This window comes from Kitasatospora sp. NPDC057223 (assembly GCF_042669755.1).
Lineage (GTDB): Bacteria > Actinomycetota > Actinomycetes > Streptomycetales > Streptomycetaceae > Kitasatospora.
Map to the genome: position 1 here is coordinate 18,545 of NZ_JBHUWW010000020.1, position 16,301 is coordinate 34,845.

7 protein-coding genes are annotated in these 16,301 nt (G+C 75.4%); all 7 read right to left on the bottom strand.

Annotated features, from left to right (window positions below; genetic code table 11):
* Positions 1 to 7: 7 nt before the first annotated feature.
* Positions 8 to 853: a class I SAM-dependent methyltransferase gene (locus tag ACFUK0_RS10830; protein WP_380248427.1), complete on the bottom strand. Its 846-nt coding sequence runs from the start codon at positions 851 to 853 to the stop codon at positions 8 to 10.
* 147 nt (positions 854 to 1,000) lie between these two features.
* A complete protein-coding gene (locus tag ACFUK0_RS10835) occupies positions 1,001 to 2,389 on the bottom strand; it encodes an FAD-binding oxidoreductase (RefSeq protein ID WP_380248429.1) in 1,389 nt (462 codons plus the stop codon).
* Positions 2,386 to 6,393 carry an amino acid adenylation domain-containing protein gene (locus ACFUK0_RS10840; protein WP_380248431.1) on the bottom strand — a complete coding sequence of 1,336 codons (4,008 nt, stop codon included), beginning with the start codon at positions 6,391 to 6,393 and terminating at the stop codon, positions 2,386 to 2,388. The genes ACFUK0_RS10835 and ACFUK0_RS10840 overlap by 4 nt, the downstream gene beginning before the upstream one ends.
* Positions 6,390 to 7,175 (bottom strand): thioesterase II family protein, encoded by a 786-nt coding sequence (locus ACFUK0_RS10845; protein WP_380248433.1) that lies wholly within the window; start codon positions 7,173 to 7,175, stop codon positions 6,390 to 6,392. Before ACFUK0_RS10845 ends, ACFUK0_RS10840 begins: the two co-directional genes overlap by 4 nt.
* The gene (locus tag ACFUK0_RS10850) at positions 7,163 to 8,704 is read right to left on the bottom strand and encodes a GMC family oxidoreductase (RefSeq protein ID WP_380248435.1); all 1,542 of its coding nucleotides are present in this window, start codon (positions 8,702 to 8,704) and stop codon (positions 7,163 to 7,165) included. Before ACFUK0_RS10850 ends, ACFUK0_RS10845 begins: the two co-directional genes overlap by 13 nt.
* Positions 8,705 to 8,707: 3 nt before the next feature.
* Positions 8,708 to 12,067 (bottom strand): amino acid adenylation domain-containing protein, encoded by a 3,360-nt coding sequence (locus ACFUK0_RS10855; RefSeq protein ID WP_380248437.1) that lies wholly within the window; start codon positions 12,065 to 12,067, stop codon positions 8,708 to 8,710.
* Positions 12,064 to 16,269, bottom strand: a complete 4,206-nt coding sequence (locus ACFUK0_RS10860; RefSeq protein WP_380248439.1) for an amino acid adenylation domain-containing protein — start codon at positions 16,267 to 16,269, stop codon at positions 12,064 to 12,066. The genes ACFUK0_RS10855 and ACFUK0_RS10860 overlap by 4 nt, the downstream gene beginning before the upstream one ends.
* Between the last annotated feature and the right edge of the window lie 32 nt (positions 16,270 to 16,301).

Here is a 16,301-nt window from a genome sequence, read left to right on the forward strand (position 1 = left end):
CCGGCGGCTACGGACGGACCGCCTCGACCAGCCAGGCGGCGCCGCGCAGGCGGACGCCGCCCGGCTGCTCGTGCCGGGCCAGCGCCCCGTACACCGCGTCCGCGGCCCGGGCGGCGTCGTCCGGCCCGGCCTGCGCCAGGTGGTGGCGCACCGGGCCCCAGCCGAGCAGGAACTCCGCGGCGTCCTTCGCGTCCCGGCCCCAGAACTGGTCGGCCTCGACCGGCGTGATCCCGGCCTGCTCGAAGCCGGCCCCGGCGAGCAGGGCGCGGACGGCCGCCGGGTCGGCCAGCGAGACCGCCCCGGGCTCGTCCGGGCGCGGGGCCCCGGCGGGCCGGGGCAGCTGCTCCGCGAGCGCGGCCAGTACCGGGCCGAGGCCGCTGTCACGCATCTCCCGCAGACAGAGGAAGGCGAGCCGCCCGCCCGGACGCAGGGCCCGCCCGATGTTGGCGAAGGCCGCCCGCGGGTCGGCGAAGAACATCACCCCGAAGCGGCTGACCGCCACGTCGAACGCCGCCTGCGGGAAGGGGTGCACCTGCGCGTCGCCCTGTTCGAAGACCACGTTGCCGAGGCCCTCGGCCACCGCCGAGGCGCGGGCCCGCGCGAGCATCGGCGCCGACAGGTCGACGCCGACGGCCCGGCCGCCCCGCGCCAGGCCGGCCGCCAGCCGGGTGGTCTGGCCGTTGCCGCAGCCGACGTCCAGCACGGCGTCCCGCTCGCCGACGGCGGCCGCGGCCAGCAGGCAGTCGTTGAAGCCGCTGTTCACCGCGTCGTAGCGGTCCTGGTGGCCGGCCCAGTGGCTGCCCTCGTAGCCGTTCCAGGCCTCCGACTGGGTGGTGTTGACGATCTGTCGCACCGGCTTCCCTTCGTCGTCTCGACCGGCCGCCCGGCCGGCTGTCGGGTCGGTACCCGGTCAGTCGGTTGAACGATCGCGGGCGCACGCGGGACACGGCGCGGGGGGCGGACCGGCCGGCCCGCCCCCCGCGCGGCGCGCGCCCGGCGGTCAGTGCGGCGGGATGTTGTGGTTCAGCCGGAAGACGTTGTCCGGGTCCCAGGTGCGCTTGGCCTCGACCAGGCGCGCGTAGTTCTGCTCCGTGAAGGCCGTCCGGGTCAGCGCCGGGTCGGTGAGGAAGTTCAGGAACGTGCCACCGGTGGCGTACGGCCGCAGCCGGGCGGCCAGCGCGTCGGCCCAGGCGCGGACGGGCGCGTCCAGCGCGGGGGCCGGGATCATCGCGGTGGTGATGACGGAGAACGGCACGTCCCGGTGGCCGGCCGGCCCGGCGTCCGGGCCCGCCTCGGCCATCGCGCCGCCCCAGTGGCGGACCTCGACGGTGGACATCGGCGGCGCGGGGGAGTCGGCGCCGGCCGCGTCCACCATCGCGTCGATCGCGTCCTCGGGGAGCTCCCGGAACAGGTCGATCACCTGGACGGCCACCATCGGCGGCGGGGGCGGCCCGGTGATCGCGGCGCCGGACTGCGCGAACGGCATCACGGCGAGCCCGTTCATCACGGGCTGCCCGCCGGTGTCCAGCAGCGGCTTGAGCAGCCGCTCGGCCTCCTCGGCCGGCCCGTCGAAGCAGACCCGCAGAGCCAGGAACTGCTTGCCGCGCATCGGCTCCGGGATCGGCGGGCCGGGCGGCATCCGGATCAGCAGGACGGCGGTGGACATCTGGTCCGGCTGCTGCGGCGCCCACTCGCGGTAGTACGCGAGCAGGTCGCCGGCGCGCTGGACCGGGAACATCACCGCGCCCGCGTAGACCGTGGCGACCGGGTACAGCCTGACCTCCAGCGAGGTGGCGACCCCGAAGTTGCCGCTGCCGCCGCGCAGCGCCCAGTACAGGTCGGGGTGCTCCTCGGCGCTGGCGGTGTGCAGCCGGCCGGCGGCGCTGACCACCTCGGCGCTGACCAGGCTGTCGGCGGCGTAGCCGTACTCACGCGACAGCCAGCCGATGCCGCCGCCCAGGGTGAAGCCGGTGGCCCCGACCGTGGGGGTGCCGGACAGCGGGGCGAGGCCGTGCGGTGCGGCGGCGGCGATGACGTCGGCCCAGGTGGCGCCCGGGCCGAAGCGGGCGGTGCGGCGCTCCGGATCGACGGTGACCTCGGTCAGCGCCGAGGTGCGCAGCAGCAGCGCGCCGTCGGCCGGGCGGACGGCGCCGTGACCGGTGGACTGCACCGCGAACGGGATCCCGTGCTCGCGGGCGGTGAGGACGGCGGCCCGGACGTCCGCGGCCCCGGAGGCCGTCGCGACGACGGCCGGGCGCGACTCCACGGCGCGCATCCAGGCGAGGCGCTCGCTCTCGAACGGCTCGTCGCCGGGCACGTGGACGCTCCCGGCGAAGGAGCCGCGCAAGGTCCGGGCGACGCGTTCGCTCATGTGTCCGTGCTCTGTCATTGCGTGGATTCCCTTTCGACGGTGCCGGTGGTTCGGTGGGTGGAGGGCGCGGTCGGTCCGTCCAGCCGGCCGGCCACCAGGCCGGCCACGGCCGCGAGTTCGTGCTCCGCGACGATCGAGTAGTGGTCCTGCGGGCGCTCCAGCACCTCGATGCCCGGGCACAGCTCGCGCCAGGCGTCGGCCGGGTCGGCGGCCCGCCGCGCCCGCTCGGCGGCGGCGACCACGAGCAGCGTCGGCTGCTCGGACGGGCCCGGGCGGTAGGCACCCAGCACGGCCAGATTGTGCGCGTGGACGGCCGCCAGCCGGCGGTACGCGGCGAGGTCCAGCTCGGCGGGCAGCAGGCCGTGCCGGACGGCGGCGTCCCGGGCCGCCGCCGTCTCGGCCCCGGGCGCAGCGCCGCGCACCGCGGCCGCCACCCCCTCGGGCAGCCGGCCGCCGGCCAGGTCGGTGAGGAACTCCGACTGCCGCTCCGTCTCGGTGGCCGGCAGCCGGTGCTCGCCCACACTGCTGTCGATCATGAAGACCCGGGACGGCCGGCCGCGCTCGGCGAGCTGCCGGGCCACCTCGTAGGCCAGCACCCCGCCCATCGACCAGCCGCCCAGCAGGTACGGGCCCTCCGGGCGGAGCCGCTCCAGCTCCTCCCGGTAGCCGGCGGCCATGGCCGGCAGGCTCGGCGCCAGGGCGTCGTCGCCGTCCTCCAGCAGGGCCCGGCTCTGGAACGCGCGGACCGGGCCCGGCCAGGACCGGGCGAGCGGCAGGTAGCTGGCCACCGAGCCGCCGACCGGATGGAACAGGAAGAGTTCCGGACCGGTACCGCCCGCCAGCGTCACGGCGCAGCTGGATCGCCGCCCGCCCTCGGCGACCCGGGCGGCGAGCGCCCCCAGGGTGGGGGCCTCGAACACCTCGCCGAACCGGAGGTCGACGCCGAGGGCCGTGTGGATGCGGTTCACCAGCCGCAGGGCCAGCAGCGAGTTGCCGCCCAGCGCGAAGAAGTCGCTGTCCGGGCCGAGCACCTCGGTCTGCAGCAGCTCCGTCCACAGTTCGGCGACCTGCTTGAGCGTCCCGTCGTCGGGCAGCGCCTGCGCCGCACCCGGCGACGGGCCGACGGGCCGCGCGGCGAGCGCGGCCAGTGCGGCGGCCGTGTCCACCTTGCCGTTCGCGGTCAGCGGCAGCCGCTCCAGCAGGTGGATCCGGCCCGGCACCAGGTAGGACGGCAGCCGCTCGCCCAGGTACCGGCCCAGGCCGGTCAGGTCGGCGCCGTCCGCCGGCACCACCAGGGCGGCCAGTTGCCGCTGCCCGCCGGGCCCGTCGGCCGCGCCCACCGCACACTCGGCGACCTGCGGGTGACTGCGGATCGCCGCCTCCACCTCGCCGGGCTCCACCCGGAACCCCTGGATCTTCAGCTGGCGGTCCTCGCGCCCGAGGAACTCGATCGTCCCGTCCGGCCGGTAGCGCCCCAGATCGCCCGTGACGTACAGGCGTTCGCCGGTCCGCGGGTGGCGGACGAACCGCTCGGCCGTGCGCTCCGGGTCGCCCGCGTAGCCCCGGGCCAGGCCGGTGCCGCCGATGTGGATCCGGCCGGTCGCCCAGGGCGGGCACAGCCCCATCCGGTGGTCCAGCACCCGCATGGTCTGCCCGCGCAGCGGCACGCCGTACGGAATGCTGCTCCAGGCCGGATCGGCCTCCCCGACCTCGAAGAGGTTCGACCAGATCGAGGCCTCGGTCGCGCCACCGAGTGCCAGCACCCTCGTCCCCGGCCAGAGCCGGCGCATCCGGCCGGGCAGCGGCACCGGCACCCAGTCGCCGCTGAGCAGGAACGCCCGGACCGGGGGCAGGCCCGCCCCGGGGCGCTGCTCGGCGACCTCCACCAGCATCTCGGCCAGCGCGGGCACCGAGTTCCACACCGTCGCGCCGTGTTCGAGGGCCTGCGCCGCCCAGCCGACCGGGTCGGGCCTGGGGGTGGCGGCGGGCAGCACCAGGGCGGCGCCGGCCGTGAGGGCGCCGAAGACGTCCCAGACCGACAGGTCGAAGCTGAGCGAGGAGATGCCGAACACCCGGTCCCCGGGCCCGAGCCCGATCCGCTCGTTGACGTCCAGGACGGTGTTCAGCGCCGCCCGGTGCTCGATCAGCACGCCCTTCGGCTCACCGGTGGACCCGGAGGTGTAGATGACGTACGCGAGGTCGTCGGGGGACCGGCCGGAGAGCTCCGGGAGGCCGGCGCCGCCGGGCAGGCGGTCCACCTCGACCACGGTGAACCCGCCGGCCGGCCCGAGGTCGGCGCCGGCGTGCGACTGGGTCAGCACCACGGTGGCCGCACAGGCCCGCAGCAGCCGGCCGGTCCGTTCGCCCGGGGTGGCGGCGTCGACCGGGCAGTAGGCGGCGCCGGCCCGGAGCACGCCGAGCACGGCCGCCACCTGCTCCCAGCCCTTGGCCATCACCACCGGCACCAGGTCGCCCCGGCCGACCCCGAGTGCCGCCAGCCGGGCGGCCACCGCCCGGGAGGCGTCCTCCAGTTCGGCGTAGCTGAGCGTGCGCCCGGTGCTCACCACGGCCGGGGCCCCGGGGCTGCGCCGGGCCTGCTCCAGGAAGCCGTCCTCCAGCCGGCCCTGCGGAGCCGGCGCGGGGGCGTTCAGTGCCTCGACCAGCGGCCGGTGGGCCGGCGGCGCCGGGTCGGGCCGCAGCTGCGCACCGTCCGGGCCGGCCAGCTGCTCGACCATCCGCCGGTAGGCGTCGAAGAGTTCCTGCGGCAGACCGGGCGGGAAGGCCTCGTCCACCACGTCCCAGACGCACTCGATGCCGCCGCCCGGCGCGTCCTTGGTCTGGTTGTCGACCAGCACCTGCGGCGTCCGCAGCCCGGTGTGCACCGTGCGGCAGGCCCGCAGCCCCTCCTGGGGCCGGGTGTCGGCGGGGCCCAGCATGCTGTTGAACACGTAGGGCAGCGCGGCGGAGGACGTCCAGCCGCGGCGGGCGGCCAGTTCACGGGTGATCCGCACGCCGGTGACGTCGCCGTGCTCCAGGTCCCGCCAGAGCTGCTTCTGCAGGCGCCCGGCGCGGGCCCAGAAGTCGCCCTCGGCCGCGAGGTCCACCTCCAGCGGCAGCGTGGCGCTGAACTGGCCGACCACACCGGCCGCCTCCGGGTGCCCGGTGGCCCAGTTCTGGTGCAGCACGTTGAGGCAGAAGTGCGGGCCCGCCGCCCAGCCGCCGAGCACCTCCGCGTAGACGTGCAGCAGCGCGGTGGTCGGAAGCACCCGGTGGGCGCGGAAGTTGGCGCGCAGGCGCTTCCACTGCCCGCCGTCCAGGGTGAAGGAGCGGCGGGTCAGGTGGACGGGGGAGGCGGCGGCCGGGCGGGTGGCCTGCGGCAGCCGGGGCGCCTGCGGGAGGGTGTCCAGCCGGGCCTGCCAGTAGGCCAGGTGGGCCTGGAAGCCCTCGGTGTCCTCGCGCTCGGCCAGGGCGAGCAGGCACTCCCGGAACGTGCCCCGGACGGGCGGGAGTTCGGCCTGCGGATCGCGGTACAGCTGCCACCACTCGTCCTGCAGCCGGCGGGTGCTGCCGGAGTCCAGCAGCAGCAGGCTCATCGCGAGGTGCAGTCTGGTCCGGTGCGGGCGCAGCCGCAGTGCGGTGATCTCGAACAGCGGCCAGCCGGCCGGGTCGGGGCCCTGGTCGCGCATCCGCTCCCGGGTGCGCTCCAGCGCGATCCGCTGCTGCTCGGGCCCGGCCCCGGTGAGGTCCACCACCCGCAGCCGGAAGGGCGTGAGTTCGTCCTCCCGCAGGACGCGCTGCTCCCCGCCGTCCAGCATCAGCGTGCGCAGGTGCTCGTGCCGGTCGACGAGCCGGCGCAGGGCGTGCTCGGCCCGCCGGGGGTCGAAGTCGACGAGGTCCAGCTCGTAGTAGAGGTTCGGACGGAACCCGCCGAGTTCCATCAGCGGGCTGGCACCGACCAGGTAGGCGGCCTGCAGGTCGGTCATCGGGAACGGCTGGGTGGTCGTCGCGGCGGTGTCGGTCACCGTGTCCTCCGGCCGGGGGCGATGTGGGGCAGGAGTGCGGCGGTGAGCGCGGAGATCACCGGCGCGCGGTCCTGGTGGAGGTAGAAGTGGTCACCGGCGAACAGCCGCACGGAGCAGTCGGCGGTCGTGTGGTGCTGCCAGGCCAGCAGCTCCGCCGGGTCGGCGACCGGGTCGGCCGCGCCGCCGAGCACGGACACCGGGCAGTCCAGCGGCGGCTCCGGCCGCCACCGGTAGGTCTCGGAGACGGCGAAATCCGCCCGGAGCATCGGCAGCAGTGCCTTGAACGCACCCGGCAGGGAGAGGAGTTCGGTCGGCGTGCCGTTCAGCTCGGCGAGATGCGCGAGCAGGTCCTCGACCGGCGCGGCGTGCACGGGCGGGGTGCGGGCCGGCAGGTGCGGGGCCCGGCGGCCCGACACCAGCAGCCGGACCGGCTCCGGCAGGCCGCGCCGGCGCAGCTCGCGGCAGACCTCGAACGCCAGCAGCGCGCCCATGCTGTGACCGAACCAGGCGTGCGGCAGGTCGAGTTGCGGGGTGATCGCGTCGACCAGGGCGGGCACCAGCTCGTCCAGGCAGTCGTGGGGGCGCTCCCGGAAGCGGGTCTCCCGGCCCGGCAGCCGGATCGACACCAGCTCGATCCCGGGTCCGGTCTCGGCCGCCCACTGCCGGTACAGTCCGGCGCCGCCGCCGGTGTGCGGCAGGCAGAACAGTCTCAGCGCGGCGTCCGGGGCGGGCCGCCAGCGCACCGCCCAGTCCTGGTGAACCTTGGTGGCTATCGCATCCATCCGGCTGCCCTCTCGGCGATCATGACGGAACTGAGGTTGGTCGGCGCACTGGGGACGGCCGGCATGACGGAGGCGTCCACCACCCGCAGCGCGTCGACGCCGTGGACGTTCAACTGCTGGTCCACCACCGCGCCCGGGTCGTCGGCGGGCCCCATCCGGGCGGTGCCGCAGGGGTGCCAGGCGGGTGAGACGAACCGGGTGACGGAGCGCCGCAGCAGTGCGTCGTCCTGCACCATCCGCTCGGTCCAGACCAGCACCCGGTCGAGGTGCCCGCCGAGCTCGGCGTGCCGGACGAGCTCCCAGACCTGCCGCATCCCGGCCATCAGCCGGTCCACGTCCTCGGGTTCGGAGGCGAGCCGCAGCGCGATCACCGGCCCGCCGTCCGGGCCGAGGGTGACGGCGCCGCGCGAGGCCGGGCTCAGCAGGGTCGCGTGCAGCGACATCGCCGGGCGTCCGCGCAGTACTTCGGCGATACCCGGGACGGCCAGGCCGGCCAGGGTGTTGACCAGCGTCAGGTTGAGATCCGGGGTGGGCCCGCCCCGGCTGGAGATCCGGGCCAGTACCTGGTGCATCGGATCGCCGGCGTCGCCGGCCCCGGGCCGGGTCAGCGCCCAGAGCGCGATGATCGCGTGCTCGCCCAGATTCTCCCCGACGCCCGGCAGGTCGGCCACCGGGCGGATGCCGAGCGCGGTCAGCGCGTCGGCCCGCCCGATACCCGAACGGAGCAGCAGCGCGGCGGTGTTGACACTGCCCGCGGACAGCGTCACCCGGCCGGCCCGAACGGTGCGGGGCCGCCCGTCGCGCAGCACGCTCACGCCGGTGGCCCGGCCGCCCCCGGTCAGCACGCGGACCGCCCGGCTCGACTCCCACACCGTGAGGTTGGGACGGTGCAGGGCCGGCGCCAGGTAGGCGTCGGCGGTCGAGACCCGGTTGCGGCCGACCGTGTTCAGCGGGATCGGCCCGGCGCCCAGCAGGCCCGCCGGGCTGTTGAGGTCGGCGGCCTCCGGCATCCCGAGCGCCCGGCAGGCCCGCAGGAACCCCGCCGCCAGCGGCGTCAGTTCGGCGCCGGCGGGCCGCCGCACCGGCAGCGGCCCGTCCGAGCCGTGGCATTCGCCCCCGGGGCCGTCGCCCTTGAAGTCGGCGTCGGCCTCCAGCCGGACGAAGTGCGGCAGCACGTGCCGCCAGGCCCAGCGGTCGTGGCCGGCCGCCGCCCAGCCGTCGAAGTCGGCCGGCAGGCCGCGCAGCGCGAGCCCGCCGTTCACGGCGGAGGAGCCGCCGAGCGCCCGGCCCACCGGGTACGGGTACAGCCGGCCGTCCGGACCGGCGTCGCCTACGTACGCGGAGAACTCCCAGTTGGCGCCGGACAGCACCGGGCTGTCGCCGCCGCCCGTCCGGGTGCCCGCCTCCAGCAGCAGGACGCGCCGGCCCGGGTCCTCGGTCAGCCGAGCGGCGAGCACCGCGCCGGCCGAGCCGGCGCCGACCACCACGTCGTCCCAGCCGCCCTGCGGCTCGTCGGGGTCGGTGTCCACCGGTCAGCGTCCGATCCGGTCGGCGAGGGTGCCGGCCAGTTCGGCGATGGTGGGGTGGTCGAAGAGCATCTCCAGGTCCTCCTCGGCGTCCTGCTCGATCCCCAGCTCGGTGCGGATCCGGGTGAGGATGCGCACCGCGTGCAGCGAGTCGCCGCCGAGCTCGAAGAAGTTGTCGTGCACGCCGAAGTCCTGGTTGCCGAGCGCCTGCGCCCACATCGCCAGCAGCTGCGCCTCCAGCGCGTCGCGCGGAGCGGTGTGCTCCTCCGGTCCGGCGTCCTGCCACGGGGCGGGCAGCGCCGAGCGGTCCACCTTGCCGTTGGCACTGAGCGGCAGGCGCTCGATGAACACGACGTGCTGCGGCACCATGTAGCCGGGCAGCAGCTTCTCCGCCGCCGTCCGCACCTGCGCCGCGTCCTCGTCGGTGCCGGGGGTGCGCACCACGTGGGCGACCAGCTGACGGCGCCCGGTGCGGGGGTTGGTCTCCACCGAGGCGAGTGCCTCGGCGACGGCGGGCTGGGTGCGCAGCACCGCCTCGATCTCGCCGAGTTCGATCCGGTAGCCGTTCAGCTTGACCTGGAAGTCCATCCGGCCGAGGAAGTCGATGTCCCCGCCGGGCAGGTAGCGGCCCAGATCCCCGGTGCGGTAGAGGAGTTCACCGGTCTGCGGGTGGGTGACGAACCGCTCGGCGGTGCGCTGCGGGTCGGCCCAGTAGCCCTTGGCGACGCCGATGCCGCCGATCAGGATCTCGCCCGGGGTCCACACCGGGCACGGACGGAAGCCCTGGTGGAGGACGTGCAGGCGCTGGTTGGCGAGCGGCTTGCCGTACGGGATGCGCGTCCAGTCCCCGGGCACCTCGCCGATCGGGTGGTGCACCGACCAGATGGACGCCTCGGTGGCGCCGCCCAGGCTGACCACCTGCGCGCCGGGGTGTCCGGCCCGGATCGCGTCCGGCAGCGAGACCGGGATCCAGTCGCCGCTGAGCAGCACCAGGCGCAGCGCGGAGCCGGCCTCGGCGGGCGCGTTCTCCGTCCAGACCTGCATCAGGGCCGGCACCGAGTTCCAGACGGTGACCCGGTGGCGGCGCACCAGCTCCGTCCAGTGCGCGGGGTCGGTGAGGCGGGCCGGCGAGGGGAGGACGACGGCGCCGCCGGCCGCCAGGACGCCGAACACGTCGTAGACGGAGAGGTCGAAGCTGAGCGCGGACAGCGCCAGTACGCGGTCGTCGGGGCTCACCGCGAAGCGGGAGTTGACGTCCTGGATGGTGTTGGCCGCACCGCGGTGGTCGGTCATCACGCCCTTGGGGCGGCCGGTCGAGCCGGAGGTGAAGATGACGTACGCCAGGTCCTCGGGCGCGGGGCCGTCCCCGAGCGGCGCCGGGTCGGCCCGGCGGACGTCGTCGTCGGCCAGCGTGACGGCCCGGATCCCGGCCGGGAGCGGCGCCGCCTCGGCCAGGTGCGGGGCGGTGACCACGACGGTGACCCGGCCCTGCTCCAGCAGCTGGTCGCGGCGCGCCTGCGGCCAGCCGGGGTCGACCGGCAGGTAGGCGGCGCCGGCCGCGGCCACCCCGAGCACCGCGGCGACCTGGTCGAAGCCCTTCTCCAGGACGACGCCGACCAGCGTGTTGGGCTCGGCGCCGAGTGCGCGCAGCACCCGGGCCAGCCGGTGCGCCTCGGCGAGCACCTCCCGGTAGCTGTACTCGCCGAGTTCGGTGATCACCGCGACGGCGTCCGGGGTCTGCCGGGCCCGGTCGGCGACCAGGCCGTAGAGCGTCCCGGCGGGGATGTCCGCGGCGGTGTCGTTGGCGCGGCTGCGCTCCTCGGCCTGCCAGTGCGGCAGTTCGGCCAGTGCGGCGGCGTCCCAGGCGACGGGGTCGTCGGCGAGCCGCTCCAGCACCCGGCCGAAGGCGGCGAACATGTCGTCGAGCAGCCGGGCGGGGAACAACTCCTCGACGGCGTCCCAGTTGTAGACCAGGTCGCCGCGCTCCTCGGTCACCTGGTGGTCCAGCCACACCTGCGGGGTCTGGCTGATCTGGTGCACGAGCGGGCCGAAGAAGTCCATGCCGGCCGACGGGTCCTCGCCGTCACCGTTCAGGATCATCGCGGTGAACACCACCGGCATGCTCGCACCGGGGCCGCCGCCCTCGCGACGGGAGCGCTCGCGCATCACCCGCACGCCGTTGAACTCCGGGTGCTCCAGGTCACGCAGCAACTGCTCCTGGAGCCGGGCCACCCGCGCGGCGAACGGCTCGCCGGGGCGGTCCGGGTCGGCGAGCAGGGTCACGGAGGTGAAGTCGCCGATCAGACTGTCGATCTGACGGTGTGTCGGCGGGCGGTTCAGCAGCGTCAGGTTGACCGTGAAGTCCGGCTGCTGGGACCACATCCGCAGCACCTCGGCGTAGCCGGTCATCAGGACCGAGGAGGGCGTGAGACCCCTGGCCCGGGCCGCCGACTTGACCTGCTGCCAGCGCTCCCGCGCCAGCCGGCCGCTGCGGTGGGTGAACTCGGGGCGGCCGAGGCGGCTCGGCGAGGTCGCCAGCGGGAGGGCGGGCGCGGCCGGAAGCTCGTCCAGCCGGGCGAGCCAGTACTCCTCGGCCTTGGCGTAGCGGCTGCCCGAGCGGGCCTCCTCCTCGGCCAGCACGTGGTCGCGGAAGGAGAGTTCGAGGGGCTCCGGCTGCCAGGACGGATCCTCGTAGAACCGCCGCCAGTCCTGGAACAGCACGTACATGCTGAAGCCGTCGACGAGCAGGATGTCCAGGCCGATGTGCAGCCGCAGCACCCCGTCGTCCAGCAGCGAGGCGCGGACGTCGAACAGCGGCCAGCGGTCCGCCGGGAGCACCTGGTGGTCCATGGCGGCCCGGGTGGCGGCGAGCCTGGCCTGCTGCTGCCCGGCGGGCAGCGCGCGCAGGTCGTCCACGGCGATCTCGTAGGGCGCCACCTCGGGCAGCACCCGCTGGGCGCCGTCCGGCTGGATGACGGCGCGGAGCATGTCGTGGCGCTCGATCACCCGGCGCAGACTCTGTTCGAGGCGCGCGAGGTCCAGCCCGCCGCGCTCGCGCTCGAAGTACACGTAGGTGGCGACCCCGCCCAGTTCGACGGCGGGCCGGCGGCCCACCCAGTAGGCGTGCTGGATGTCGGTGAGCGGGAACGGCTCGTGGCGCCGGGCCGGTGCGGCCACCAGGGGCGGGCGGGCGGTGCCGGCCTCGACGCCCTGGAGGACGGCGAGCAGGTCCTCCTTGCGGGCCTTGAGCTCGGCGCGCAGTTCGGGGGTGAGGGAGCCGGCCGGGGCGAGGACGTCGAGGCGGCCGTCGACCAGCCGCAGGCGGATTCCTTGCTGGTGGAGCCGGACGAGCAGGTCCTGGGTCATCGTGGGACGTCCTCTTCGCTGGGCCGGGCGATCGCGTCACGGACGGCGGTGGCCGACCGGCCGGTGAGCAGGGTGTGGTGGGTGCCGGGGACGGCGGTGGCGCGGGTGCGGCCGGTGGTCAGCCCGGCCCAGCCCCAGTCCGGCGCGGCGGCCTCCGGGTGGCCGGCGAACTCGCCGACCTGGCCGTCCGCGGCCCGCAGCACCGTGATGTCGGCGGCGATCCGCCCGGCCGTGTAGTGGTTGCAGGCGCGTACGACGCCCCGGAACACGGCCAGCGTGGTGGCGAGTTCGGCCGGGCCGAGACCGCCGGCCGGGCCTGCCGCGAGGTGCAGCAGCTCCGCGGTGCGCTCGGTGCGCCCGGCCTCGGGCAGCCCGGCCAGCTCGGCGAGTGCGGCGAGTGCCGCGGGGGCTGCCCCGGCCGGGTCGAAGCCGATGTCCAGATCCTCCAGGAACCAGTGCAGCAGCTGGAGTTCTCCGATCTCCCGGGAGGCGGTCGGGGCCGGTGCGTCGATCACCACCAGCCGCTCCACCCGCTCGCCGGCGGCCTCCAGCAGCTCGGCCATCGCGGCGGCGATCACCGCGCCGGAGGACCAGCCGCCGAGCCGGTACGGGCCGTGCGGCACAGCCTCCCGCAACCGGGCGACGTACAGCCCGGCCAGCTCGGCCATCGTCTCCAGCGGCGCGCCGCCGCCGGCCGGGCCGGGGGCCTGGAAGGCCAGGAACGGCTCGCCCAACTGCTCGGCGAGGTCGCGGTAGCAGAGCACGTTGCCGCCCGCGGGGTGGACGAAGAACCACGGCTGTTCGTCCGGCGCGGCCTCCCGCAGCCGTACCAGCGGTGACCACTCCTGCTCCCGCGCGGCCAGCCAGTCGGCGAGCCGGGCGATGGTCCGCCGCTCCAGCAGGGCGCCGAGCGGCAGCCGGCGGCCGAGCCGGTGGGCGATCTGCCCGATCACCCGCAGCGCGGTGAAGGACTGCCCGCCGAGTTCGAAGAAGTCGTCGTGCACGCCGATCGGCCCGGTGCCGAGCACCGACTCCCAGATCTCCACCAGGGTGCTCTCCACCGGGGTGCGGGGCGCCGTGCGGGTGCGCGGGGCGGCCTGTTCGTCCTGGCCGAGGTGCTGCAGTGCCGCGCGGTCCAGCTTGCCGTTGGCGGTGAGCGGGAGGGCGTCGAGCACGGTGAGCCGGCTGGGCATCAGGTAGCCGGGCAGCCGCTCGCCGAGCGCCGTGCGCAGGCCGGCGGCGTCCGGCGCGGGGGCGCCGTCGGCGCCCGTCACGAAGGCCGCCAGCTGGTTGCCGGAGTCGGTGCGGCGTGCCACCACGGCGGCCTGGCCGACCCCGGGCAGCTCCAGCAGCGCGTACTCGACCTCGCCGGGCTCGACCCGGAACCCCTGGATCTTCACCTGGTGGTCGGCGCGGCCGAGGAACTCGATGGACCCGTCGGGCAGGTACCGGCCGAGGTCGCCGGTGCGGTAGAGCCGCTCCCCGGTGACGGGGTGGGCGGTGAACGCGGCCGCGGTGCGCTCCTCGTCACCGAGGTAGCCCAGGGCCAGGCCGACGCCGCCGATGTACAGCTCACCCGAGACCCAGGTGGGGGCGGAGCGGCCGTTCCCGTCCAGGATGTGCCAGCTCTGGTTCGCCAGCGGCCTGCCGTACGGGATGCTCACCCGGTGGGCGTCGGCCGGCGCGACCGGGTGGACGATCGACCAGATGGACGCCTCGGTGGCGCCGCCGAGGCTGATCACCTGCGCGTTCGGCGCGACGGCCCGGATCCGCGCGGGCAGGCCGACCGGGATCCAGTCGCCGCTGAGCAGCACCGTCCGCAGCGAGGGGAACGTCCGGCCGGTGGCCTCCGCCTCCTCCACGAGGAGCTGCATGAGGGCGGGCACGGAGTTCCAGACCGTCACCCCGTGGGCGAGCACCGCCTCCACCCAGGCGGGCGGGTCGGGCTCGCCGGGCTCGGGCAGCACGAGCGTCGCGCCCGCGCGGACGGCGCCGAAGATGTCGTACACGGAGAGGTCGAAGCAGAGCGAGGAGATGCCGAACAGCACGTCCTCGGAGGTGACCCGGAAGCGCCGGTTGATCTCGTCGATGGTGTTGAGCGGTCCGCGGTGTTCCAGCATCGCGCCCTTCGGGCGGCCGGTGGAGCCGGAGGTGAAGATGACGTACGCGAGGTCCTGCGGGCTGCGCGCGGGGGTGTCGGCGGTGGCGGCGGCCGTGCCGGGCCCCGCCGGTCCGTCCACCGCGACGACCGGGGCGTCCGTCAGCTTGGCGAGCCGGTCCCGGCCGGCCAGGTCGGTCAGGACGACCGAGGCCGTGGTGTCGGCGAGGACGGCCCGCAGGCGCTCCTCGGGCCAGGCCGGGTCGAGCGGGGCGTACGCCGCGCCGGCGGTCAGCACGCCGAGCACCGCCGCGACCTGCTCCCAGCCCTTCGGCAGCGCGACCGCGACCAGGTCGCCGGGCCGCGCACCCTGGGAGCGCAGCAGGGCCGCGATCCGCTCGGCCGCGTAGCCGAGTTCGCCGTAGTCCAGACTGCGGCCGGCGCTCCGGACGGCCGGGTGGCTGGGCCGCTCGGCGGCGTGCAGGCGCAGCCGGTCGTGCAGCAGGCCCGCCGGAACCGGCCGGGAGGGCCGGTTGAGCGCCGCCCGCTGTTCGCGCTGCGCGGCCGGCAGCAGGTCGAACGCGGGGCTGCGCCAGGCCTCGTCGCCGGCCGCCAGCTGCTCCACCATGCTGCGGTAGCCCTGCTCCATGGCGTCGATCAGACCCTCGGGGAACATGGTCTCGATGACGTCCCAGACCACCCAGAGACTGCCGTCGCTCAAGTCCCAGAACTCGCAGTCGATCAGTGTCTGCGGTGTCTCCAGCCTGCTGTGCACCGGGCGGTCCTGCTGCCCGACGAACAGCGCACTGCCGATCGCGTACGGGCAGACCGCCCGGCCGGGGGTGCGGCGGGCCTGGTTCAGCGACTGCAGGACCTTCACCCCGCTCCAGTACACCTGGCCGACGTCGGCCAGCACCTGGGACTGCAGCCGCTGGGCGCGGGCCTCGAAGGCCTCGTCCGGGCGCCAGTCGACCTCCAGCGGGTACAGCGAGGCGAAGTTGCCCAGCACGTCGGCCATCTGCGGGTGCAGCGGCAGCCGGTGCGTGATCATGTTGTTGAGCAGGAAGTGCCGGGAGCCGCTCCAGTACGCGAGCACCTCGGCCTGCACGGCGGACAGCAGGTTGGTGGTGGTCAGGTGCCGGGCCGCCGCCTTCTCCTTGAGCGCGGCCCAGACCTGCGGCGGGAACAGCAGTTCGCGGCGGCGCAGGTCCGAGCGGCCGCGCGGGTCGGCGCCGGCGGCGAGCGGTACGTACGGCGCCTCGGGCCAGTCGGCGATCCGGTTCTCCCAGTAGCTGCGGGCGGCCTGGCCGAGCGGGGACTCCTCGATCTCGGCCAGGGTGAGCACGCAGTCCCGGAAGGTGATCTCCAACTCCGGCGGAGCCCAGTCCGGTTCGCGGTAGCGGCGGAGCACCGTACTGACGAAGCGCAGGGTCGCCGGGGCGTCGCTGAAGATGTTGTTGTTGTTCAGGTGCAGCCGGGCCCGGCCGCCCGGCAGCAGGCTGAGCCGCAGGTCCACCCAGGGCCACCGGTCGTGCGGGGGCTCGGTGGACGCCATCTCGGCGCGGACCTCGCCGACCGCGCGGTCGGCCTCGTCCGGCGGCAGGTGGCGCACGTCGAGCACGGGCAGCCGGGCGGGCGCCGGATCGCGGACGGCCTGCAACCGCATGTCGTCCCGGATCACCACCAGGTTGCCGCGCTGGTAGTGCAGTTCGGCGTTGAGGGCGACCTCCAGCCGCTCCGGGTCGGTGTCGGGCAGCTCGTACTCGAAGTACTGGTGCGGCCGGACGTAGTACTCGAAGCCCTCCCGGCTGCCGATCAGGAACGAGGCCTGGAGGTCGGACGGCGGGAACGGCTCCCAGCGGGCCGCGGGGTCGGCGGTGACCTGCGGCAGTGCGGTGTCCACCGGTCGGTCGGCGGCCAGGCCGGCGAGCCGCTCCAGCAGCTCGGGCTTGTGCAGGCCGATCTGCGCACGCAGTTCGGCGGTGAGCCGCCCCTTCGGGGCTCTGACCTCCAGCCCGCCGCCGTCGGCGAGCTTCAACCTGATTCCGTTGCGGGCGAGTTCGTCGAGGAGGGACGGTACCGTCGTTGTGCCGGTTCCACTCACTGAGGGTGTCTCCTAGTTCCACGGGTGTGCTG